The sequence below is a fragment of the Brevundimonas sp. KH_058 genome, from assembly GCF_057838505.1.
This window is the reverse complement of the sequence record NZ_CM174469.1, coordinates 1,699,333-1,721,889: the sequence shown is the minus strand read 5'-3', so window position 1 is coordinate 1,721,889 and position 22,557 is coordinate 1,699,333. Positions and strand designations below refer to the sequence as shown.

21 protein-coding genes are annotated in these 22,557 nt (G+C 68.5%); 11 read left to right on the top strand and 10 right to left on the bottom strand.

Going from position 1 to position 22,557, the window contains the following annotated elements:
* Window position 1: 1 nt before the first annotated feature.
* The gene (greA, locus tag AC3ISA_RS08140) at window positions 2–481 is read right to left on the bottom strand and encodes a transcription elongation factor GreA (protein WP_489177483.1); all 480 of its coding nucleotides are present in this window, start codon (window positions 479–481) and stop codon (window positions 2–4) included.
* Between the two features lie 64 nt (window positions 482–545).
* On the opposite strand from greA, the gene AC3ISA_RS08135 reads away from it, so the two are divergent.
* The 3 genes from AC3ISA_RS08135 to AC3ISA_RS08125 all read left to right on the top strand — a co-directional run bounded on the left by AC3ISA_RS08135 (window position 546) and on the right by AC3ISA_RS08125 (window position 4,433).
* Window positions 546–1,775, top strand: coding sequence for a TIGR03862 family flavoprotein (locus AC3ISA_RS08135; protein WP_489177482.1), 1,230 nt, complete (start codon window positions 546–548; stop codon window positions 1,773–1,775).
* A gap of 37 nt (window positions 1,776–1,812) precedes the next feature.
* On the top strand, window positions 1,813–3,459 hold the full coding sequence (locus AC3ISA_RS08130; RefSeq protein WP_489177481.1) for a M28 family metallopeptidase: 1,647 nt from the start codon (window positions 1,813–1,815) through the stop codon (window positions 3,457–3,459).
* 62 nt (window positions 3,460–3,521) lie between these two features.
* Complete coding sequence (locus AC3ISA_RS08125) at window positions 3,522–4,433, top strand: CPBP family intramembrane glutamic endopeptidase (protein ID WP_489177480.1); 912 nt, start codon at window positions 3,522–3,524, stop codon at window positions 4,431–4,433.
* A gap of 11 nt (window positions 4,434–4,444) precedes the next feature.
* Here the strand turns inward: AC3ISA_RS08125 and AC3ISA_RS08120 are convergent, their stop codons facing one another.
* Window positions 4,445–6,766 carry a sensor histidine kinase gene (locus tag AC3ISA_RS08120; RefSeq protein WP_489177479.1) on the bottom strand — a complete coding sequence of 774 codons (2,322 nt, stop codon included), beginning with the start codon at window positions 6,764–6,766 and terminating at the stop codon, window positions 4,445–4,447.
* 130 nt (window positions 6,767–6,896) lie between these two features.
* Here AC3ISA_RS08120 and AC3ISA_RS08115 point away from each other — a divergent pair, with 130 nt between their 5' ends.
* A complete protein-coding gene (locus AC3ISA_RS08115; RefSeq protein ID WP_372691438.1) occupies window positions 6,897–7,310 on the top strand; it encodes a metallopeptidase family protein in 414 nt (137 codons plus the stop codon).
* A 3-nt stretch (window positions 7,311–7,313) separates the two neighbouring features.
* Here the strand turns inward: AC3ISA_RS08115 and AC3ISA_RS08110 are convergent, their stop codons facing one another.
* Window positions 7,314–8,009: a MarC family protein gene (locus tag AC3ISA_RS08110; RefSeq protein WP_489177478.1), complete on the bottom strand. Its 696-nt coding sequence runs from the start codon at window positions 8,007–8,009 to the stop codon at window positions 7,314–7,316.
* Between the two features lie 85 nt (window positions 8,010–8,094).
* On the opposite strand from AC3ISA_RS08110, the gene pyrF reads away from it, so the two are divergent.
* Window positions 8,095–8,814: an orotidine-5'-phosphate decarboxylase gene (gene pyrF / locus AC3ISA_RS08105; protein ID WP_489177477.1), complete on the top strand. Its 720-nt coding sequence runs from the start codon at window positions 8,095–8,097 to the stop codon at window positions 8,812–8,814.
* 49 nt (window positions 8,815–8,863) lie between these two features.
* On the opposite strand, the gene AC3ISA_RS08100 is transcribed toward pyrF, so the two are convergent.
* Together AC3ISA_RS08100 and AC3ISA_RS08095 are read right to left on the bottom strand one after the other, a co-directional pair.
* A complete protein-coding gene (locus tag AC3ISA_RS08100; RefSeq protein WP_489177476.1) occupies window positions 8,864–10,045 on the bottom strand; it encodes a hypothetical protein in 1,182 nt (393 codons plus the stop codon).
* 98 nt (window positions 10,046–10,143) lie between these two features.
* A complete protein-coding gene (locus AC3ISA_RS08095) occupies window positions 10,144–10,401 on the bottom strand; it encodes a DUF1674 domain-containing protein (protein ID WP_489177475.1) in 258 nt (85 codons plus the stop codon).
* 96 nt (window positions 10,402–10,497) lie between these two features.
* On the opposite strand from AC3ISA_RS08095, the gene htpX reads away from it, so the two are divergent.
* Window positions 10,498–11,472: a zinc metalloprotease HtpX gene (gene htpX / locus AC3ISA_RS08090; RefSeq protein ID WP_489177474.1), complete on the top strand. Its 975-nt coding sequence runs from the start codon at window positions 10,498–10,500 to the stop codon at window positions 11,470–11,472.
* Between the two features lie 84 nt (window positions 11,473–11,556).
* Window positions 11,557–13,164, top strand: a complete 1,608-nt coding sequence (locus AC3ISA_RS08085) for a M20/M25/M40 family metallo-hydrolase (RefSeq protein WP_489177473.1) — start codon at window positions 11,557–11,559, stop codon at window positions 13,162–13,164.
* A gap of 165 nt (window positions 13,165–13,329) precedes the next feature.
* On the opposite strand, the gene AC3ISA_RS08080 is transcribed toward AC3ISA_RS08085, so the two are convergent.
* A complete protein-coding gene (locus tag AC3ISA_RS08080; protein ID WP_489177472.1) occupies window positions 13,330–14,505 on the bottom strand; it encodes an acetyl-CoA C-acetyltransferase in 1,176 nt (391 codons plus the stop codon).
* Window positions 14,506–14,665: 160 nt separating this feature from the next.
* Here AC3ISA_RS08080 and trhA point away from each other — a divergent pair, with 160 nt between their 5' ends.
* The 3 genes from trhA (at window position 14,666) to AC3ISA_RS08065 (ending at window position 16,461) form a co-directional block, all read left to right on the top strand.
* Window positions 14,666–15,382 (top strand): PAQR family membrane homeostasis protein TrhA, encoded by a 717-nt coding sequence (gene trhA / locus AC3ISA_RS08075; protein WP_372694632.1) that lies wholly within the window; start codon window positions 14,666–14,668, stop codon window positions 15,380–15,382.
* A gap of 102 nt (window positions 15,383–15,484) precedes the next feature.
* Entirely contained in the window at window positions 15,485–16,108 is a 624-nt protein-coding gene (phaR, locus tag AC3ISA_RS08070; RefSeq protein ID WP_489180065.1) for a polyhydroxyalkanoate synthesis repressor PhaR, read from the top strand.
* Window positions 16,105–16,461: a hypothetical protein gene (locus AC3ISA_RS08065; RefSeq protein WP_489180064.1), complete on the top strand. Its 357-nt coding sequence runs from the start codon at window positions 16,105–16,107 to the stop codon at window positions 16,459–16,461. Before phaR ends, AC3ISA_RS08065 begins: the two co-directional genes overlap by 4 nt.
* A 212-nt stretch (window positions 16,462–16,673) precedes the next feature.
* Here the strand turns inward: AC3ISA_RS08065 and AC3ISA_RS08060 are convergent, their stop codons facing one another.
* The 3 genes from AC3ISA_RS08060 to AC3ISA_RS08050 form a co-directional block, all read right to left on the bottom strand.
* Complete coding sequence (locus AC3ISA_RS08060) at window positions 16,674–17,099, bottom strand: hypothetical protein (protein ID WP_159847452.1); 426 nt, start codon at window positions 17,097–17,099, stop codon at window positions 16,674–16,676.
* An 85-nt stretch (window positions 17,100–17,184) separates the two neighbouring features.
* A complete protein-coding gene (locus AC3ISA_RS08055) occupies window positions 17,185–18,099 on the bottom strand; it encodes a hydroxymethylglutaryl-CoA lyase (protein WP_489180063.1) in 915 nt (304 codons plus the stop codon).
* Complete coding sequence (locus AC3ISA_RS08050; RefSeq protein WP_489180062.1) at window positions 18,099–19,784, bottom strand: ArnT family glycosyltransferase; 1,686 nt, start codon at window positions 19,782–19,784, stop codon at window positions 18,099–18,101. Before AC3ISA_RS08050 ends, AC3ISA_RS08055 begins: the two co-directional genes overlap by 1 nt.
* 144 nt (window positions 19,785–19,928) lie before the next feature.
* Here AC3ISA_RS08050 and AC3ISA_RS08045 point away from each other — a divergent pair, with 144 nt between their 5' ends.
* Window positions 19,929–20,657 (top strand): glycosyltransferase family 2 protein, encoded by a 729-nt coding sequence (locus AC3ISA_RS08045; protein ID WP_372694644.1) that lies wholly within the window; start codon window positions 19,929–19,931, stop codon window positions 20,655–20,657.
* A gap of 216 nt (window positions 20,658–20,873) precedes the next feature.
* On the opposite strand, the gene groL is transcribed toward AC3ISA_RS08045, so the two are convergent.
* Window positions 20,874–22,520, bottom strand: coding sequence for a chaperonin GroEL (groL, locus tag AC3ISA_RS08040; protein WP_489180061.1), 1,647 nt, complete (start codon window positions 22,518–22,520; stop codon window positions 20,874–20,876).
* Window positions 22,521–22,557: the final 37 nt, after the last annotated feature.

The following is a 22,557-nucleotide window of genomic DNA, read 5'->3' as shown; positions in this document are numbered from 1 at the left end:
TCTAGCCGACCGCCACGATCTCGGCCGACTGCCCCGCCACGATCACCTCGTCGCCGACCCGCTTGCCCACGACGGCGCGGGCCAGGGGCGAGACATGGCTGACGGATCCGGCCGCCGGATCGGCCTCGTCCTCGCCCACAATACGCCAGGTCTGGGCACGGCCGTCCTCGCGCTCAATGGAGACCGACCCGCCGAACCGCACGGCCCCCTCGTCCTCGGTCGGCTCGACCAACTGGGCCGAGGCGCGACGGGCGGACCAGTAGCGCAGATCGCGCGTCGCGCGCGCCATCGCCGTGCGGTCGCTCTCGATGGACCCCTTTACCTGGGCGGCGGTATAGGCGGCGCGCGCCGAGGCCAGTTCGGCCTCGATCATCGCCAGGCCTTGTGGCGTGACCAGATTGGGGTGGGGCGAGATCGGGCGGTCCGCCAGATCGGCGGCGGTGGCCTCAAGATCTTCTTCGCGGGTGAATGCAACGCTCATGGTACAGAACATAGCGATGCGGCTGCCTATAGCCAGCGCCGCCGCAAGCGCGCAAAGCGACGCCATGCAACAGTCCCCCCGCCTGACGCCCTCCCGACATGTCCATGTGATCGGCGCCGGTCCCGCCGGACTGATGGCCGCTGAACGGCTGGCGCAGGCGGGAGCGACAGTGATCGTTCATGAACGGATGCCGTCGGTCGCCCGCAAGCTGTTGATGGCCGGGCGGGGCGGGCTGAACCTGACCCATTCGGAACCGCTGGACCGGTTCACCACCCGCTATGGCCCCGCTCAGCCGACGACCGCCGCCTGGATCGACCGATTCCCACCCGCCGATCTGACCGCCTGGGTCGAGGCCATGGGGCAGGAGACCTTCGTCGGGTCCAGCGGCCGGGTGTTTCCCAAGGCGATGAAAGCCTCGCCCCTCGTCCGGGCCTGGCTGGCGCGGCTGAGCGAACTGAACGTCGAGATCCGCACCCGCTCGCGCTGGATCGGGTGGCGCGACGGCGCGCTGGCGTTCGAGACACCGGACGGCGAGCGGCTTGAGAGACCGGACGCCGTGGTTCTGGCCCTGGGCGGCGCCAGCTGGCCGCGTCTGGGTTCGGATGGGGCCTGGGCGCCGTGGCTCGAAGCGGCCGGCGCATCCGTTACGCCGTTCCGACCCGCCAATGTCGGTTTCGACGTCGCCTGGTCCCCCCTGTTCCGTGACCGCTTCGCCGGCCAGCCGCTGAAGGGCGTCGCCGTCACCCATGGCGACCGGACGGCGCGCGGCGAGGCGATGATCGCCCGCTACGGCATCGAAGGCGGCGCGATCTATGCGCTGTCCGCCGCGCTGAGGACGACGGTCGAGACGGACGGCCGCGCCGATATCCAGATCGACCTGAAGCCGGACGTGGCGGTCGGCAAGCTGACCGACCGGCTGTCGAAGCCGCGCGGCAAGGCCAGCCTGTCGAACCATCTGCGCAAGGTGGTGGGGCTGGATCCGGCCGCCGTCGCCCTGCTCTACGAAGCCGGCCCCCTGCCCGCCTCGCCTCGCGCCCTGGCGGAACGGATCAAGGCCATGCCGCTGACCCTGACGGGCGTTCAGGGGTTGGAGCGAGCCATTTCCTCGGCGGGCGGGGTGGTTCTGGACGGGGTGGACGAACGGCTGATGCTGGTTGCGCGACCGGGCGTCTTCGCCGCCGGAGAGATGCTGGACTGGGAGGCGCCGACCGGCGGCTATCTGCTTCAGGCCAGCTTTGCCTCTGGCTTGGTCGCGGCGTCCGGCGTCATCGACTGGCTCGACAGCCGGGACTGAGAAAGGCAGGGTCGCCCGGTTCGATCAGGAGTTTCCGATGCGCCGCACCCTGCCCACCGTTTCCGCTCTGGCCCTGATGATGGCCTGTTCCCCCGCCCTGGCGCAGGAGGCCGCGCCGAACATCGACCCCGCGCGGATGAACGAATCGGTGCGGGTCCTGGCGTCGGACGAGTTCGAGGGCCGTGCGCCTGCTTCGCCGGGCGAGGAAAAGACGGTGGCCTGGCTGGTCGAACAGTTCCGCGCTGCCGGCGCCCAGGGCGGCGGACCGGACGGCGCCTTCGTCCAGGTCGCCCATCTGTCGCGCACCCGCCAGGACGGCCCCGCGACCATCGCCGCGACCGTCGGCGGCAAGACGATCAGCCTTGAGCGCGGTCCCGACGTGCTGGTGTCCAGTGACCGACCGACCGACCACATCACCGTGACCGACGCGCCCGTCGTCTTCGTCGGCTATGGCGCGACGGCGCCGGAGCGCCAGTGGGACGATTTCAAGGACGTGGACGTGCGCGGCAAGGTCATCGTCGTCCTGGTCAACGATCCCGACTTCCAGGCCCCCGAAGGCGATCCTGTCGCCGGCAAGTTCGACGGCAACGCCATGACCTTCTATGGCCGCTGGACCTACAAGTTCCAGGAGGCGGGCCGTCGGGGCGCCGCGGGCGTGCTGGTTGTGCATGAGACGGCGGGCGCCGGCTACGGCTGGTCCACGCTGCAGAACTCGTCGGCCGCGCCCAAGTTCGACATCGTGCGCGCCGATCCCGACGCCGAGCGCGCGCCCTTCCAGGGCTGGATCCAGCGCGCCAGGGCCGAAGAACTGTTCACCGCAGCCGGCCTGGACTTCGCCGCCCTCAAGGACAGCGCCCGCGGCGCCGACTTCAAGCCCGTGATCCTGCCTGGCCTGACCCTCAGCGTTGACTTCGGCCAGATCGCCGACCGGGTGGAAACCAAGAACGTCATCGCCCGCATTCCCGGTTCGGAACGTCCGGACGAGACCGTCATGTACGGCGCCCACTGGGACGGCTACGGCGTCGGCACGCCGAACACCCAAGGCGACAAGATCTATAACGCCGCCGTGGACAATGCGACCGGCGTCGCCGCCCTGCTGGAGCTGGCCCACGCCTTCGCCGACGGGCCGCGCCCCAAACGCTCGGTCGTCTTCGCCGCCTGGTCGGGCGAGGAGGCTGGGCTTCTGGGCTCGACCTATTACTCCGCCAATCCGGTCTGGCCGCTGGAGACCACGGTCGCCAACATCAACGTCGACAGCCTGCTGCCCGGAACCGAGATCGACCCGAACGTCGTCGTCATCGGCAAAAGCAAGAACCAGCTGGACGACGTGCTGGCGCGCCACGCGACCCAGGCCGGCCGCACCCTGATCGCCGATCCGGCGCCCCAGGCCGGCGCCTTCTATCGCTCCGACCACTTCCCCCTGGCCCTGCGCGGCGTGCCGGCCCTGTTCCCGGCGGCTGGCTTCACCGGCGCCAGCGCCGCCAGCCGCGACTACGTCCAGAACCGCTATCATCAGCCCACGGACGAATGGGATGCGACCTGGAAAATGGATGCCGCAGCGGCGGATGTGGCGCTGATCTACGCTGTCGGCCGTGAGCTGGCGGACAGCGACCAATGGCCGGAATGGAACGCGGGCGCCGAGTTCGGTCCCTCGCGCGATACGTCGAAAGCTTCGCGGCGCTAGGCTGACGATTGCGTCGTCTCCCCGGCGCAGCCTAAGCTTCGCCTTTGGGTTGGGAACGCGGAATGACGATCGACATGAAGGCCTGGGTCCATCCGGTGGACCTGGGCGAGCGGCGTTTCCTGCATCCGGGGCCGCTGCGGTGGTTGCGGGCCGTAGGCTGGGCCGTGGCCCTGTTCTTCCTGGTGGTGCTGGTTTCCCTTCCGACGATCCAGGTGCTGGGCGATTTTCTGCCGAACACGGGGCCGGCGCAGCTGGCGGCCAATGTCGTTGGGGCCGTCGTCGGCCTGGGCTTCTATGCTCTGGCGGTCTGGCTGGCCGAAGGCCGCAGACCGTCGGAGATCGCCCTGCGGCCGCTCCTACCTCAGCTTCTTGTCGGCCTGCTGATCGGCGCCCTGATGTTCGCCGCCGTCATGGCCATAATGGCGGTGTTCGGCCTTTATGAGATCCGCGCTCTGGGCGTCGCCCCGGCCTGGGCCGCCGCCGGCGGGGCCATCCAGTCGGGGGTGGTCGAGGAGATCATGCTGCGCGCCGTCATGCTGCGTCTGATCTGGCGGGCGTTCGGTCCGTGGATCGCCTTCGCCGCCTCCGCCGCCCTATTTGGTTTCGGACATATCACCAATCCCAATGCGACCGTGTTCGCGGCCATCTGCATCGCGCTGGAGGCCGGAATCATGCTGGCCGCCTTCTATGCCCTGACGGGACGCATCTGGGTCTCGATCGGGGTTCATGCCGCCTGGAATTTCACGCAGGGCTATCTGTTCGGCGCGGCGGTCAGCGGCGGCGACTTCGGACCCGCCATCGCCAGCAGCACGGCTCAGCCGGGCTTTCCAGAATGGCTGACCGGCGGCGCTTTCGGACCCGAAGCGTCCTTGCCGGCCCTGGTCGTCTGTATGGCCGTGGGGGTTCTGGCGACCTGGATGGCTTGGCGCGCCGGTCAGTTCGCCACCCGTCCGGCGCGCGTCGAAAAGACCTAGATCGAGAGGCGCTAGAGTTCCAGCTGAAGCTCGGGCGCGGCGGCGGTGGTCGCGGCGCCCAGCGGCAGATGCAGGATGAAGGCGGCGCCCTTGCCCGGCTCGCTCTCGACCTCGGCCCAGCCGCCGTGCAGTTCGACCAGGGCCTTGACCAGGGCCAGACCCACGCCGGGGCCGCCGCGCTCGCGTCGCACGAAGCGGTCGAAGACGTGGGCCTGCAGATGATAGGGGATGCCGCGCCCGGTGTCGGACACGGTCAGGCGGATTTCGGACGCGCCCGTCTCGGCCTTCAGCACCACCGCCCCGCCGTCGGCCACGGCGCGCGCCGCGTTCTCCAGCAGATGGTCCAGCGCCTGACCGATGCGGTGCTCGTCGGCGCGGATCGGCTTGAGGTCGATGGGACAGGAGAGGATCAGAGTCGCGCCGCGTCCTTCGACCCGCGCACGAACCTTCTCTGCCGCCTGGTTCAGCAGGTCGCTGACGCGCATGTCGCCCAGCGACAGCTCCATCTCGCCGGCGTCGATCTGGGCCATGTCCAGCACGTCGTCGATGGAGCGGGCCAGCTGGCTGGCGGCGATACGGATGGCGCCCGCGTGCTGGCGGCTGCGCTCGGGCAGATCGCCCATGGTCTCCAGCAATTCGGAATAGCCGACGATGGTCGTCAGGGGCGTGCGCAGTTCATAGGAGACGCTGCCCACGAACTCGCGTTTCAGCGCCTGGCTTTCGGCCAGGGCCTGTTCGCGCTGGACCAGGGCCTGTTCCAGACCGCGCCGGGCGGTGACGTCCGAGAAGGCGACCAGGGTCGCGCCATCCGGCAGCGGCCGGGTCTGCCAGGCGGCGACGCGGCCATCGACGGTGCGTCCCTCGCCTGAAATCGCGACACGGCTTTCGGGGTCGGGATCGGCGACCCGCGCCTTCAGCCCCAGCCACAGGGCCGGATCGGGCAGCACCGCCTTGCACAGTTCGGCCAGGGCGTCGAAATCCGAAGCCGCCGCGATCCGATCGACCGACAGGTTCCAGAAGGTCTCGAACGCCTCGTTGTGCAGCCTGAGCCGACCGTCCGAGCCGAACACGGCGACCGCGTCGTTCAGCTTGTCCAGCGTCGCGCGCTGGACCTGGATCTGGGCGTTGAACCGGCTGCGCAGCTTCAGCTCGTCGGTGATGTCCGAGAAGATCAGCAATATGCCACCCAGCGGATGCGGCTGGCGCACGACACGCAGGGTGCGACCGTCCGGCAGAGACCAGCTATCGTCGGGCGAGGCCTCCGACGCGCCATAGAATTCCAGCTCGCGCGCCTTCCAGCCGGCATAGTCCACGACTTCGGGCAGGCTTCGACGCTGGCGCAGCCGGTCCAGCAGTTCGGCATGGGTCGGGCGTTCGTCCAGCCAGGCCGCGTCGATGTCGAACAGGGTCTGGAAGGCGGTGTTGTGGAAGGCCAGCCGCTTTTGCGGGCCGAAAATGGCGACGGCGTCAGCCAGGTGGTTCAGTGTCTCGTCATGAGCGTCGACGTGGCGGCGCAGGGTGTCGCGCGTCTCTTCCGCCTCGGTCACCTCGATGGCGAAGGCGGTGACGGCGCCGCCGCCCGCCGGTTCGGCGATGATGCGCCAGGCGCGGCGCGCGCCCCCGCCAGTCGTCCAGCGGAAGCCTTCCTGGCGCACGCCCAGGCGCGCGGCCTCGGCGACCAGGGCGTCCGCCCCCCGGTCGAACGACAGGCCTTCCTCGATGGCGGCGTCGATGGTTTCGGCGTTGATCTCGGCCAGCCAGGCGCGGTTGGCCCAGGCCAGTTTGCCGGTCCCGTCCACGACCCAGGTCGGCATGGGCGAGGCGTCGCCCAGCATGGCCAGGCCGCTTTCGGTCGCATCGGCGCCGGTCAAAGTGAAGCGCGACGCGGGCGACAGCCGCAGCCAGGCCGAACCGCCGGCGACCCGCCCCTCGATCCGCCACGGCTCGACGTCGTCCAACGCGACCAGACCCTCGAACGCCTGGCCCGCCTGCACCAGGGCCTCGATCAGTGCGTCGTGGGTGATCTTGAGCTTGGTCAGGACCGCGGCGCCGACCTCGTCGCTGTCGCCCGCCAGGCGCGCGATCAGTTCGGCCGAGCCGATGGGCGCGCCGGCCGCCTGACCGTCCGGCGTCAGGGCCAGGCTGACATCGTCGAAGGCGCGCAGCATGGCGTCGTGGCGGCTGAGGTCCGCCAGGGCCTCGACCCGCTCGCGCTCGGCCTGGACGGCCGTCTCGTTCAGCCGTCCGCGCAGCAGCAAGGCCCAGGCGCTGACGGCCATGGCCAGTCCGGCTGCGCCCGCTGTGGCGACATAGGCGATGTCGGCCTCGGCCATTCGTGTCCCTGGAGAAAGGTCTGCGCCCCGATTCGGTAACCATACCCCAAGCGCGCGAAAAAGCGGCAGTCTCGTGATCGCGTCATCGCGCCCCGTTGCGCCGCCCCCTCGGGACCGCGATATCGCAGTCATGACCGACGCGCGCCCCCCTTCGTTTCTGGCCCCCTCCCTCGACGACTTCGCCAGGCTGGCGCAAGAGGCGTTCGACGCCCTGCCGGGGCCGTTCAGACAGGCGGCGGGCGAGGTGGTTATCCGCATCGACGACTTCGCCGACGAAGCGACGCTGGCGGAGATGGAGATCGAGGATCCGTTCGAGCTGACGGGCCTGTATCACGGCGTGGACATCGGTCGGCGCGACAGTCTGGGGCCGGCGGCCGAGCCGTCGCGGGTCTTCCTCTATCGCCGCCCGATCCTGGACGAATGGTGCGAGCGCGGCGACGTGGGGATCGCCGAACTGATCGCCCACGTCCTGATCCACGAGATCGGCCACCACCTGGGCCTGACCGACGACGACATCCACGCCATCGAGGACGACGAGGACTGAAGCCTACTTCGCCGCCGGATAGGGGGTGGTCACCGCGCCGGAGATCATGCCGGGGATGGCCTCGCCCAGGCCCAGCAGGATGAACTGGATCGCCAGGGCGCACAGGATCAGGCCCAGCACGCGCACGATGATGGCCATGCCGACCTCGCCCAGCAGGCGGCTGAGCGACCCGGTCAGGGCGAAACAGACGAAGGAGACGGCGCAGGCCGCCGCGATGGCGACCAGCGACCCCATGGTCCCGGCATAGCCCAGCTTCGCCGCCTCGCCCGCCTGGATGATGACGGCGGATATGGCGCCTGGGCCGATCATCAGCGGAATGGCGAAGGGCACGACCAGGCGCTGGAACCGGCGGCGGGCATAGCCGCGCACGTCCTTGGTGTCGGCCAGGGCGTCCTTGTCGGCGAACATGGCCAGGAAGTCGCCGCGCGCCATGTCGAGCCCCAGGAACAGCAGCAGAATGCCCCCGGCGATGCGGAACGCGGCCAGCGAAATGCCGAAGAACTGCAGCAGGCCAAGGCCCGTGAACAGGAAGAAGGCCAGGAAGACGGCGGCGAAGGCGCAGATCAGGGCGGAGACGGAAATCCGCTGACGCAGGGTCGCGCCTGCCGTGGCGGCGGCGAAGATCGGCAGATTGCCGATCGGGTCCAGCAGGGCGAACAGCGTCACGAACAGGTTGACACCCAAATCGACTGCGTTCATCGCCTGCCCTCGCCCTCAATCATTCACGCCGCATGCCGACGCGCCCCCACAGGTCCCGGCATAGCCGCTAAGCGCGAGTCCGTCGATGACCCAGACCCTTAACGCGACCGTGGACGAGCGGATCATCTGCGCTCTGGACGTGCCGACGACGGTCGAGGCGTCGGCTCTGGTCGCGCGGATCGGGGATGCGGTCGGTTTCTACAAGATCGGGCTTCAGCTGTTCGCGGTCGGCGGCATGGACCTGGCGCGCGACCTGAAGGCGCAAGGGCGCAAGATCTTCCTCGATTGGAAGCTCCACGACATCGGCGCGACGGTGGAGAAGGCGACGGCCAACCTGGCGAGCGCCGACTGCGACCTGCTGACCGTCCATGCGCGGCCGCAGGTGATGGCGGCGGCGGCGCGCGGTGCGGCGGGGTCGACTATGAAAGTGCTGGGTGTCACGGTCCTGACCAGTCTGACGGCCGAGGATCTGTCCGCCGACGACCACAGCCTGTCGCCGGCCGACCTGGTCGAGCGACGCGTGCGTCAGGCGCTGGACGCCGGGATCGATGGCGTCGTCTCCAGCCCGCACGAGGCGGCCCGCGCCCGCGCCCTGGCCATCGCGGCGGGACGGCCGGACTTCCTGATCGTCACGCCGGGCGTGCGGCCGGTCGGCGCGGCGCTGGACGACCAGGCGAGGGCGGCGACGCCGGAGGCGGCGCTTGAGGCCGGAGCCACCCATCTGGTCATCGGCCGGCCGATCACGACCTCGGCCGATCCGCGCGCGGCGGCGCAAGAGATCGCACAGCAGATCGCCCTGATCTGAGACAGACCAGGGCGACCCTTTCGTCTTCGGTTGTCCTGCCGCGAGGCGATCAGCCCCGCTCGCCCGGCTCCTGGGCATAGCCGTGACGCGGCGGCGCGTGGGGCGCGGGCGCTTCCGGCGGCGGCAGATCGCCGTAATAACCCTGCGGCGGGGGCGGCGGTCCAGGAATGGTGTTCACCTCCGGCGGGGCCACATAGATCTGGGCCGGGGCGACGTTGACCGGCGCAGACTGCACATAGACGGGCGACTGATCGACATAGACCGGGCCGCCGGTCTCGATCTGCGGCGGGGCCATGTTCACCTGGCCGGGGGCGACCTGGATGCGTTGCGGGCCGATATTCACCGGGGCCGACTGCACATAGACCGGGGCCTGATCGTAATAGACCGGACCGCCCGTCTCGATCTGCGGCGGGGCCAGGTTCACCTGCGACGCGGCGACCTGGACACGCTGAGGCCCGATGTTGACCGGCGGCGCCTGCACATAGATGGGCGGTTGCTCGATATAGGTGGGCGGTCCCATCTCGATCTGGGGCGGCGCGAAGTTCACTTGCGACGGGGCGACATCGATGCGTTGCGGCGCGACCTGCACCGGCGGCGCCTGGACATAGACCGGGGGCTGCTCGACGTAGCGTTGTTCGTAACGCTGCTCATAGCGCTGTTCGTAACGCACCGGCGGGCGAACGGGCGGGCGGCAGTTGCAGTCGGCCGGGCGGCCCTGCTGATACGGACGCCAGCCGATATAGTCGCGGCCGAAGCCATAGACAGGATAGCCGACCGGGGCGCTGACCGGGGGACGACCGACCAGGACCGAGGTGGCGCTGACGCCGCCGTAACCGCCGCCATAGTAGCCGTCCGAATAGCCGCCGCTGCCGACATAGGTCGTGCCGCCGCCGACGTAGCCGCGCTGGAAGCTGGACGAGCTGGAATAGGACCGGGCGTTGATCGCCGAATAGCTGGAGGCGCCCGCATAAGCGTTCGCATTGGCGTTGGCGTAGGCCCCGCCGTTCACGTTCACATTGACGTTGTGGTTGGCGTTGTAGTTGCCGCCGCCGTAATGGCCGCCACCGCCTTGGTAGCCGCCGCCACCGCATCCGCCGCCGCAGCCGCCGGATTGACCGCCATGGCCGCCGCCATAGCCGCCGCCGTGGCCTCCAGGCCCTCCGGCGAGAGCGGGCGCTGCCGAGAGCAGCAGAGCCGCCGATGCGGCGGTAAGTATCGACTGTATCGTCACGGGACAGACTCCTCTGAGTTGTCCCTGCACTGGCAAATCCGGCGCCTGTTTCTTAAGCCGTCGTTAACCCTTCCCCCCACCCCGACAGGGCCAGAGGGTCAGAAATCGACCGCCAGCCCCTTCTTTTCCCAATCGCCGAAACGGGTCGGTTCGGGACCGGACGGGCCGCCGTATTCCGTGTCCGCCTGAATCGACGGCTCCGCCGCGCGACGATCGGCCGCCTCCTGCAAGGCCCGGCGCGCGGCCTCGCTGACCGGCCGCTCGGACGTGGCGTTGGGCACGTCGGCGTTGAAGACGGGGGTCGCCGGAGCCGTTTCGGCGTCGTTGTCCGGGCCGGGGGTGGGATGTTCGGTCACAGGGCGGCTCCCTTGAGGCTTGATGCGCCTTCTCTCAAATAGAGGATCAAACTCGTGACGCCAGACATAGCGGCCGGATCGAGTGACGGAACCGCGATGAACCATCTGAAGACCTTCATCCTGCTGGCGGCGATGACGGCCCTGTTCGCAGGCGTCGGCTATCTGATCGGTCGTGGCCCCGGCATGGCGATCGCCCTGCTGTTCGCGGGCGGGATGAACCTGTTCAGCTACTGGAACGCCGACAAGATCGTGCTGAAGATGTACCGGGCCCAGCCGGTCGACGAGCAGCATCCCAACGCCGTGGTCAGGAACTATGTCGCCGACGTGCGCCAGATGGCCCGAGACGCCGGCCTGCCCCCGCCCCAGATCGCCATCATTCCCAACGATCAGCCCAACGCCTTCGCCACGGGCAGGAATCCCGAGAACGCCGCCGTCTGCGCCACCACCGGCCTGCTGGACATGCTGACGCGCGAGGAGGTGCGCGGGGTGATGGCGCACGAGCTGGCCCATGTGAAGAACCGCGATACCCTGATCATGACGGTGACGGCGACCATCGCCGGCGCCATCGCCGCCCTGGCCAACTTCGCCCTGTTCTTCGGCGGGGGTCAGGATCGCGAACGGCCGGGCGGCATCATCGGCACCCTGGCCCTGATGCTTCTGGCGCCCATGGCGGCTGGTCTGGTGCAGATGGCGATCAGCCGAGGCCGCGAATACGAGGCCGACCGCGTCGGCGCCGAGATCGCGGGCGACCCCCAGGCCCTGGCCAGCGCCCTGCAGAAGATCGACGCCTACGCCAAGCGGATCACCAATCAGACGGCCGAGCGCAATCCGGCCTCGGGCCAGATGTTCATCATCAATCCCCTGGCGGGACGTGGGGCGGACAATCTGTTCTCGACCCACCCGGCGACGGTCAATCGCATCAAGGCGCTGATGGAGCTGGGCGCCAAGATGGGGATGCAGCCGCGCCCGCGAACGCCGGACCTGACCCAGCCTCGCCCCGCCGCCGGCTTTGCCGCCTCGACCACCGGCGTGCCTGCCACGCCGACCGAACCGCGCGGACCCTGGGGCTGATCGTCGCGGCCTGAATACGGTTTGCGGTTTGCACTCCGTAGGCGGATCGCCTCAGATGCGCCCCTGTTCAGCTCAGGGGAATCCATGTCGCGTCTGCTCGCCTTCGTATCCGCCGCCGCCCTTCTCGCCACGCCCGTCGCCGCCCAGTCGGTGGACCGGGTCGCCGTCAACGGCATCATCGACCAGGGGCTGAACCACAGCCAGGTGATGCAGACCGCCGCCTATCTGACCGACCGGATCGGCGGGCGGATGACCAACTCGCCGCAGATGCGCGAGGCCGAGCGGTGGGCGCAGCAGCAGTTCCGCGATTACGGCCTGTCCGACGTGCGCGCCGAAGGCTTCGAGTTCGGCCGGGGCTGGTCCATCGTCCGCTCCAGCGCCCGCATGACCGCGCCGCGCCCGCTGGACCTGCGCGCCATCCCCGTCGCCTGGACGCCCTCGACCAATGGGACCATCACCGGCGGCGTCATCGTGGCCCCGATCTCCAAGGTCGAGGACTTCGACAAATGGCGCGGCAAGCTGGCGGGCAAGATCGTCATGCTGTCCCAGCCGGGCACGGGGTCGGAGCCGACCGAGCCGGCCTTCCGCCGCTGGACCAGCGCCGAACTGGCCGAGCGCAACGTCTACAACCAGCCGCAGCATTCGCCGGCCGCCATCGAACGCTCGCTGAAGACCGTCAACTTCGCCAACGAGCTGGACGCCTTCCTGGTCGAACAGGGCGCCCTGGCCTGGGTGCGGATTTCCCAGCGCGACGGCGGCCTGCTGCATGGCACGGGCTACACCTATCAGGTCGGCGCCACGCCGAAACTGGCGGGGATGGAGCTGGCGGCCGAGGATTATCGCCGCCTGGCGCGCCTGGCCCTGACCGATGCGCCGCCGACGCTGGAGCTGAACAGCGAGGTCCGGTTCCACGACGAGGACGTCAACGCCTACAACATCCTGGCCGACATCCCCGGCACAGCGCGCGGCAGCGAATACGTCATGGCCGGCGCCCACCTGGACAGCTGGGTCGCCTCGGACGGCGCCGTGGACAATGCGGCGGGCAGCGCGGTGGTCATGGAGGCGGCGCGCATCCTGAAAACCCTGAACGTGCGGCCCAAGCGCACGATCCGTTTCGCGCTGTGGAACGGCGAAGAACAGGGCATTCTGGGCTCGCTGGCCTATGTGGACCAGCATCTGGCAACGCGCGCTGCGTCGAACGATCCGGCGCTGGCGGGCCTGCCGGACAACCGCACCTGGCGCAGCCGCTGGCCGATTGAACCGCGCGCGGGCTATCGCGATCTGGTCGCCTATTTCAATCTGGACAACGGCTCGGGCAAGATCCGCGGCATCAACGCCGAGGGCAATGTCGCCGCCGCCCCGATCTTCCAGGAATGGCTGGCGCCCTTCGCCAGCATGGGGGCGACGACCGTGTCCCTGCGCAACTCGGGCGGCACCGACCACGTCTATATGCAGACTGTGGGGGTGCCGGGCTATCAGTTCATCCAGGACCCGCTCGACTATTCCAGCCGCCTGCACCACACCAGCATCGACAGCTACGACCACCTGAAGGCCGAGGACCTGCGTCAGGCGGCCGTCATCCTGGCCAGCTTCCTGCTGAACGCCGCCAACCGCGACGAGCCCCTGCCGCGCATGCCGCTGCCGACCCAGCCGACGCCGAGCGATCCGTTCGAATACCCGGCGGTGGACTGAAAATTGCCTCCCTCTCCCGGTGGGAGAGGGCTTGAGCACACGGCGGCAGCCGTCGTCCTTGTGCGAAAGGGTGAGGGTTCGGTGGTGCGATCTGGCCCACCATCCGACCCTCATCCGGCTCTTCGAGCCACCTTCTCCCAATGGGAGAAGGGCGATTATGTCAGGTCACGCCCGCTCGACGCACATGGCCACGCCCATGCCGCCGCCGATGCACAGGGTCGCCAGGCCCTTCTTGGCGCCCGACCGCTTCATCTCGAACAGCAGCGTCGTCAGGATGCGGGCGCCCGAGGCGCCGATGGGGTGGCCGATGGCGATGGCGCCGCCGTTGACGTTGACCTTGGCCGGGTCGAGGCCCAGCTCCTTGACCACGCACAGGCTCTGGGCCGCGAAGGCCTCGTTGGATTCGACCAGATCGAGATCGGCGACGCTCCAGCCCGCCTTCTCCAGCGCCTTCTTCGAGGCCGGGATCGGCCCTGTGCCCATGATCGAGGGATCGACGCCGGCCGTCGCGTAGGAAGCGATGCGGGCCAGCGGCTCCAGCCCGCGGGCCTTGGCCTCGTCCGCACTCATCAGCACCAAGGCGGCGGCGCCGTCGTTCAGCCCGGACGCATTGGCGGCGGTGACGCTGCCGTCCTTGGCGAAGGCGGGCTTCAGCTTCTGTATCAGCTCCAGAGTCGCGCCGTGGCGGATGTATTCGTCCTTGTCGACCGTCACGTCGCCCTTGCGGCCGGGAATGACGACGGGAACGATCTCGTCGTCGAACTTGCCGGCGGTCTGAGCCGCCTCGGCCTTGTGCTGGCTGGCGAGACCGAATTCGTCCTGGGCCTCGCGACTGATCGACCATTTGTCGGCGATATTCTCGGCGGTCTGGCCCATGTGATAGCCGTTGAAGGCGTCCCACAGGCCGTCCTTGACCATGGTGTCGACCAGGGCGACGTCGCCCATCTTGTGTCCGTTGCGCAGGGCTTGTGCATGCGGCGCCTGGCTCATGCTCTCCTGACCGCCGGCGACGACGATCTTCGCGTCGCCCAGGGCGATCTGCTGGGCGGCGATGGCCACGGCGCGCAGGCCCGAGCCGCAGATCTGGTTCAGGCTCCAGGCGGCGGCCTCTTTCCTGACGCCGGCGCCCACAGCGGCCTGGCGCGCAGGGCCCTGACCCGCGGCGGCCTGAAGCACATGGCCCAGGATCACCTCGTCCACCTCGTCGCCCGACACGCCGGCTCGCTCAAGCGCCGCCTTGATGGCGATCTCGCCCAGCTTTGACGCCGGCAGGGACGACAGGGCGCCCAGGAAAGAGCCGACCGGCGTGCGCGCGGCGGAAACGATGACGACGTCGGTCATGGGATTTCACTCTCTGGAGAATAGGTCTGCGTTGCCGTTTTGCCGCATCGCGACGCCTTCGTCACCTGCGACAATAGAAGCCCGGCCGGATTCAGCCCTTCGTCACCCTGTCGGCGCATTATCGCGGAACGATAGAAGCGATCCATGGATTGGAAGGGCTATGCTTCGTACGCTGAAACGTCTCGTCACCCACGTCTGCACGCCGGACGAGCTGGACATGATCGAGCACTATCCGACACGCGCCGAGAAACTGGCGGACCTGTGGGTCCATGTCGTCGGCCTGATGCTGGCGGCGGTCGGCGGGATCATCCTGGCGGGACTGGCGGGAGTCTACACGGGCATCGGCGGCGTCATGGCGACGGCCATCTACGCCCTGTGCCTGGTCGGCATGCTGACGGCCTCGACCATCTACAACTGGACCAACCCCTGCGCCGCGCGGCCTGTGCTGCGGCGGCTGGACGAGGCGGCCATCTTCCTGATGATCGCCGGCAGCTACACCCCCTTCACGACCCAGCGGTTCGAGGGGCTGTGGTCCATCGGCTTCACCACCCTGATCTGGACCCTGGCCTTCATGGGCGCCGGGGTGAAACTGTTCGCGCCGCGCATCTCGGACAAGTTCTGGAGCGGCGTCTATGTCGTCTTTGGCTGGCTGGCGGTCGCGGCCCTGAAGCCGATGGTCGAGACGGTCCATCCCGTCGCCCTGGCCCTGCTGGTCATCGGCGGCCTGATCTACACCGCTGGCGTCTTCGTCTTCGTCAGCCCGCGCGTGAAGTTCCGCCGCGCCATCTGGCATGGCTTCGTCGTCACGGGCGCGACCGTGCACTGGACGGCGGTGCTGGTCGGCGTCGTCCTGGCCCCGGCGATGAGCCACGGCTGATCCGTCCGCGCACTTTCTGTGTGGGGCGCGCATTGACGCCCCCTCTGGCGCTTCGCGGCGCAAGGGGGGATAGTGATGCGTTGCAACATCGCGAGAACAAGCGTGGCTGACGAAAAAACCAAGGGCGGAAACAAGAACGAGGCGAATGCGGTCGTCATCAAGAAGTATGCGAACCGCCGTCTCTACAATACGCGGACCAGCGCCTATGTGACGCTGGAGGACCTGGCCGCCATGGTGCGCGAAGGGGTAGACTTCGTCGTCTATGACGCCAAGACCAATGACGACCTGACGCGCCAGATCCTGACGCAGATCATCTTCGAGGAAGAGAGCCGGGGCGAGGCCCTGCTGCCCGTCCAGTTCCTGCGTCAGCTGATCGGCTTCTACGGCGGGTCGATGCAGGGGGTTCTGCCCTCCTATCTTGAGATGTCGCTGGCCAACTTCGGCCGCCAGCAGGAACAGTTCGCCAGCCAAGTCGGCCGCGCTTTCGGCGCCGGCTCGGGCGCGACCCTGATCGAGGAAACGGCCAAGGCGAACATGGCCATGTTCGAGCGCGCCATGCAGATGTTCCCGGCCTTCGGCTATCCGCGCGCCGAACCGACGGCCGCGCCCGAGGCCAAGCCGGAGCCCGCGTCTGAGGCGCCCGACGCTCTCGACGAAATGCGCCGCCAGATGGACGAGATGCGCCGCCAGATCGATAAGCTGGCGGGTGGCGCCAAGCCCAAATGACCGACCGGATTCAATCTGTCGGCGGACCGGAGCGGGTGGATCGCCGCGAGGGCGACCGTCGCGAGCGCGAGCGTCGCGAACGCTCGGCCTCGCGCGCCCTGGTGCCGGTCGATGCGCCCGCGCCCGACATCGACGCCCAACCGGCCCCGGCAAGAGCTGCCGTCCCCCCGGCGCCCGAGCCCGGAGCCGCCGCCTTCGTCGCCCAGCAGATGGGTCAGACCGGACAAAAGCGCGGCCTGCGCGGCGGCCCGCCGGTGCTGGACGCCGCCCGCTCCGCCTATCTCGGAGCCGAATATTCCGGCGCGGCCGAGCGTCGTCCGGCGACGGGCAAGACGGCCAAGACCGACATCTGATCCGGCGGCACGGGGTTTGCTGGAGGCGCGGCAGATCGCCCTCAGCCGGACCTGCCCATGCCCGCCGTCTTCGCCCTCGCCGCCAAATTCTTCGACGTCGCCGTGGTCGCCCTGATCTTCACGGCTTTTTCGTAGGGCCTATCGCGCTTCGCGCTACTTGAGGCCATTGTTCGTGGGCCTATCGGCCTTCGACCTACTTGAGGCCGTGTGGCTCACGCACCGCCGAAATCGAAATCCTTGCGGGACGCGATGATCGTCACGATGAAGCCGGCCAGCACGTCCAGCAGGATCATGATCACGATCAGGAAGAAGGTCGAGGTCGCAAAGCCCGGCAGCAGCAGGAACTCCACCAGCACGGCGATGAACAGGATCATCGACAGGGCGTGATTGATGATGGCGACCCGCTGGCTGGAGGTCGACTTCACCAGCTCGAAGAACAGCAGGATCAGGCCCAGGAACAGGATCAGGTCGCCCGACCCGATCGTCCATTGCGCGCCCGAGGTCATCGTGATCGAGAACAGCGGATCGCGCAGCAGGGCGTCCGCCTGGACGATGGCGCCGCCGCCCGACCCGCCGAACAGCACCACGATATTGTAGAGCACCACGGGGATCAGCAGCAGCGGAATGGCGATCAGCATGGTTGGTCCTTTTCGCAGCCCGCCCGACGGCTACGCCTGTTCATCATGAATAGCCCCGTTTGCGAATCCTCGCCACAGCAAGGCTTCAGCCCTTGGGAAACCCGCCCGCGCGACTGAGCGCCGACGGCGCCTGCCGACCGATGGCCTCGCCGATCCAGCGGGCCGTGGCGATCAGGGCGTCCAGGTCATAGCCTGTCTCGAACCCGCCCCGCGCCAGCATATAGACGAGGTCCTCGGTGGCGATATTACCCGTGGCGCCCGGTGCGAAGGGACAGCCGCCGATGCCGCCGACCGACGCATCCAGCACATCAATCCCGGCCTCGACCCCCGCATAGGCGTTGGCCAGGCCGGTGTTGCGGGTGTCGTGGAAATGCAGGCGCAGGGTTGCGTCCGGCGCTACGGCTTTCGCCGCATCGACTTTCCGCGTTACCGCCCAGGGATCGCCCGCGCCGATGGTGTCGGCCAGACCGATCTCGCCCACGCCCATCTCTGCGATGGCTCCGACCATGTCCGCGACCTGATCCACCGAGACCTCGCCGTCGAAGGGGCAGCCCCAGACGCACGAGATCATGGCCGACAGCGCCGGCGCACCCTCTGACGCCTCCGCATTGTGTCGCCGGGCGACGATCTCGCCCAGCATCACCAACTGATCCTTCACCGCCAGCCCCTGGTTCTTCAGGCCGAAGCCGTCCGTGGCCGCGACCGAGACATTGACCTCGTCCACCCCGGTCGCCAGCGCCCGGTCATAGCCCTTTCCGTTCAGAACCAGGCCGATGCGGCTGCGGCCCGCCTCGTGCGGCAGGGCGGCCATGACCTCTTCGGCGCCGGCCATCTGGGGCACATATTTGGGATGGACGAAGGACACGGCCTCGATCCGCTTCGCCCCCGCCCCCTCCAGCCGTCGCACCAGATCGGCGCGGACGGCGGGCTCCAGCACGGCCTTCTCGTTCTGCAGCCCGTCGCGCGGACCGACCTCGACGATCTGGATGAACCGGCCCATCACGAGCCTCCCGCGCCAGCGCCCGACCCGTTCCGGGGCGGCGGCGCATAGACGGTCAGGCTGACCTCGTCCCCGCCCGAATAGTTGAAGCCGTTGACCACCCCGACCGCGCGGCCCGAGACGCCCAGCCGTGCCGCCGCCGCGCGGAAGGCGTCGGCGTCGCGTCCCTCGACGATGGCGGGACGCCCCTCGGCCAGAGCCTGGGCCGCGCCTTGCGCGTCGGTCAGATCGGTGTCTCGCCCGGTCAGGAAGACGAAACTGGGTTCATGGAAGCCCGTGATCGCCACCGGACCCGGCGTGCGGCCCTGGCGCGGATGCAGGTCGGCCGCCTCCAGCGCCCTCTCAAGCTGGGGCGCGACAGCCAGCGGCCGCAGCTGCCGGATCGTGCCGGCCAGGGCCGCGTGGGCCACGATGCCGAAGGCCAGCGAGGCGACCAGCGCCGCAACCGGCGCCCGGTTCAACAGCAGAAAGCCGCCCATCGCCCCCGCCGCCAGCGCCATGACCACGGTCAACGCCGCCCAGGTCTGGGCCGTCGAGGTGCCATAGACCGTCAGTCCATAGACGGTGATGCCGATGACCAGCAGGGCCGCAAACGCCGCCAGCGCCGCACCGGTGATCCTCGACACCTTGCCGATGGGCTGGGCCAGGGCGGCGGCGGCCAGCAGGGCCAGCGCCCCGAAGGTCGGCAGGGTATAGTGCCACAGCTTGGTCGGGGCCAGTTCGAACATCAGCCAGCCGGGAACCAGCCAGCAGACCAGGAAGCGGATCGCCGGCTCGGCCCGCCGGCTCCACCCCGTCGAGACGGCGGCGGGTAGCAGCAGGGTCGAGGGGAAGAACAGCAGGGGCGCCAGCAGCAGATACATGCCGGGGAAGCCCGAATGGCTTTCATGCGCACCCGCGATCTTGGGCGCCAGATCGCCGCCGATGGCCTCGCGCCAGAAACCGCCGTCGGTGGCGATGGTGATGGCGATGGCCCACGGCCCGACCATCAGGGCGACCAGCGGCAGCCCCCAGCCCCAGCCGAGGCGATAGAGCCATTTCACGTCCCGATCCCAGATCGACAGGGCGATGATGGCCAGGGCCACGACCAGGAAGCCGATCGGTCCCTTGATCAGGATCGACAGCCCGATCCCGATCCAGAACAGCAGTTTGTGCGGTCGGATCGGTCCTTCACCCGCCTTGGTCGCCATATAGATGCGCGCCAGCGCCGCCATGGCTAGGGTGGTCGCCCCGCACAGCATGGCGTCGGTCTTGGCAATCCCCGCCTCGGTCGACAGCAGGAAGGTCGCCCCCATGATGGCCCCGCCGAAGAAGCCGACCCGGCTGCCCAGCATGGCCGACCCGGCCCAGGCCACGGCCCAGGCCGCCAGCATCGCCCCCAGCAGAGACGGGATGCGATAGGGCGCGATCTCGCGATCCTCGACGTCCGACGTCAGCCCGACGGCGACGGCCTGCATCCAGTAAATGCCGACCGGCTTCTTCCAGCGCGGCTCGTCCTGATAACGGATATCGACATAGTCGCCGCTTTCCAACATCTGGGACGTGGCCTGGGCGAACCGGCTCTCGTCGCGATCCAGCGGCGGCAGCAGCAACAGGCCGGGCAGGCCGGCGATCAGCGTCAACAGGGCTGCGAGAACCGGCCCGCGCCAGCCGGCGATGCGGCCATCCAGATCGAAAGTCTTCATCTGGCGATCCTTACACGGCCACCGCGCCCTCGTCAGCCGTCTCCCCTAAGCGTTCGATCTCGGCTTGAATCCGAGCATGATTCACGTTTCAGCTGAAACCGCTGCGCAGTTCCGTCGGAAACGATCATGCTCTATGGAGCGCCAATGACCGCCGAAACGCCCGAAATCTCCGTCGTCGTTCCCGTCCATGACGAGGCGGGCGCCGCCGTGCCCCTGGCGCGCGAGATCGCCGCCGCCTTCGCCGGGCGTTCGTACGAGATGATCTTCGTCGACGACGCCTCCAGGGACGCGACCCTGGCCGAGCTGAAGGCCGCCATGGCCGAACTGCCGGCCCTGCGCGTCCTGGCCCACGGGACCAATGCGGGCCAGAGCCGGGCGGTCCGCACCGGCGTCCTGGCGGCGCGCGCGCCGGTCGTGGTGACGATGGACGGCGACGGCCAGAACCCGCCCGCCGACGCGCCGCGCCTGGTCGACGCCCTGCTGGCCGCCCCCGCCGACGTCGGCCTGGTCGGCGGCCGTCGCGCCAAGCGTCAGGACACCGAGGCCAAGCGTCAGGCCTCGATCTGGGCCAACCGCATCCGCCGTCGCTTGCTCGGCGACGACGCCGACGACACCGGCTGCGGGCTGAAGGCCTTCCGCCGCGACGTCTTCCTGCGCCTGCCCTACTTCGATCACATCCACCGCTACCTGCCGGCCCTGATGATCCGCGAGGGGTTCAGGAACCAGTACCTCGACGTGGACCACCGCCACCGCGAGGTCGGCCGCTCGAAATACACCAACTGGGGCCGCCTGCGGGCGTCCTTCTCGGACCTGCTGGGCGTCATGTGGCTGAAGACGCGTTCGCGCCGGCCCGGCGCGATCTCGGAGTTCTGAGCCCTCTTCCTTCTCCCCTTGCGGGAGAAGGTGGCTGAGCGAAGCGAAGTCGGATGAGGGGTTTGTCGATGGACAACCACTCGATCCAATCCAGAGCGAACAACCCCTCATCCGAGCCCTTCGGGCCCACCTTCTCCCGCAAGGGGAGAAGGAAAACAAAAGGGCGGGGTCTCGCGACCCCGCCCTTCTGCATTTTCAGCGTCAAGTGGCTTGGACTTAGAAGTCCATGCCGCCCATGCCGCCCATTCCACCCATGTCAGGGGCGCCAGCGCCGCCCGACTTCTTGGGGGCGTCGGCGACAGCGGCTTCCGTCGTGATCAGGATGCCGGCCACCGAAGCGGCGTCTTGCAGGGCCGTGCGGACGACCTTGGCGGGGTCGATGACGCCCATCTTGACCAGGTCGCCGTATTCTTCGGTCTGGGCGTTGAAGCCGAACGAGGCGTCTTCGTTTTCCAGAACCTTGCCGACCACGATCGAGCCTTCGACGCCGGAATTTTCGGCGATCTGACGGATCGGAGCCTGCAGGGCGCGACGGATGATCGCGATGCCGGCGTTCTGGTCGGCGTTGTCGCCCTTGACGTCGGCCAGGATCTTGGAGGCCTTCAAGAGGGCGATGCCGCCGCCGGGAACGATGCCTTCGTCAGCCGCGGCGCGCGTGGCGTTGAGGGCGTCGTCGACGCGGTCCTTCTTTTCCTTCACTTCGACTTCGGTCGAACCGCCGACGCGGAGAACCGCGACGCCGCCGGCCAGCTTGGCCAGACGTTCCTGCAGCTTTTCCTTGTCGTAGTCGGAGGTGGTGTCTTCGATCTGGCGCTTGATCTGGGCCACGCGGGCTTCGATCGCGTCTTTCTCGCCGACGCCTTCGACGATGGTGGTGTCGTCCTTGGTGATGGTGACCTTCTTGGCCTTGCCGAGCATGTCGATGGTGACGCTCTCAAGCTTGATGCCCAGGTCTTCCGAGATGACCTGGCCGCCCGTCAGGATGGCGAGGTCTTCCAGCATGGCCTTGCGGCGATCGCCGAAGCCCGGCGCCTTGACGGCGGCGACGCGCAGGCCGCCCCGCAGCTTGTTGACGACCAGGGTCGCCAGGGCTTCGCCTTCGATGTCCTCGGCGATGATCAACAGCGGACGGCCCGACTGCACCACGGCTTCCAGGATCGGCAGCATGGCTTGCAGCGAGGTCAGCTTCTTCTCGAACAGCAGGATGAGCGGCTCTTCGAGCTGAACCTCCATCTTGTCGGCGTTGGTGATGAAGTAAGGGCTCAGGTAGCCGCGGTCGAACTGCATGCCTTCGACGACGTCGACGGTGGTGTCGGCGGTCTTGGCTTCCTCGACGGTGATGACGCCTTCGTTGCCGACCTTGGCCATGGCCTGGGCGATCAGCTCACCGATTTCGCTGTCGCCGTTGGCCGAGATGGTGCCGACCTGGGCGATTTCCGAGTTGTTCGAGACGGGCTTGGACTTGTCCTTGATCTCTTGCAGGACCAGCGTGACGGCCTTGTCGATGCCGCGCTTCAGATCCATCGGGTTCATGCCGGCGGCGACGGCCTTGAGGCCCTCTTGCACGATGGCCTGAGCCAGAACGGTCGCGGTGGTGGTGCCGTCGCCCGCCTTGTCGTTCGTCTTCGAAGCGACTTCGCGGATCATCTGGGCGCCCATGTTCTCGAAGGCGTCTTCCAGCTCGATCTCTTTGGCGACCGACACGCCGTCCTTGGTCGAGCGCGGGGCGCCGAAGGACTTCTGGATTACGACGTTGCGGCCCTTGGGACCCAGGGTCACCTTGACGGCGTTGGCGAGGACGTTGACGCCGCGCAGCATCTTGTCGCGCGCGTCGGTGTTGAAGTGTACGATTTTAGCGGCCATGCGGGCTGCTCCTATCTATGGATTAGGTTGAAGAAGG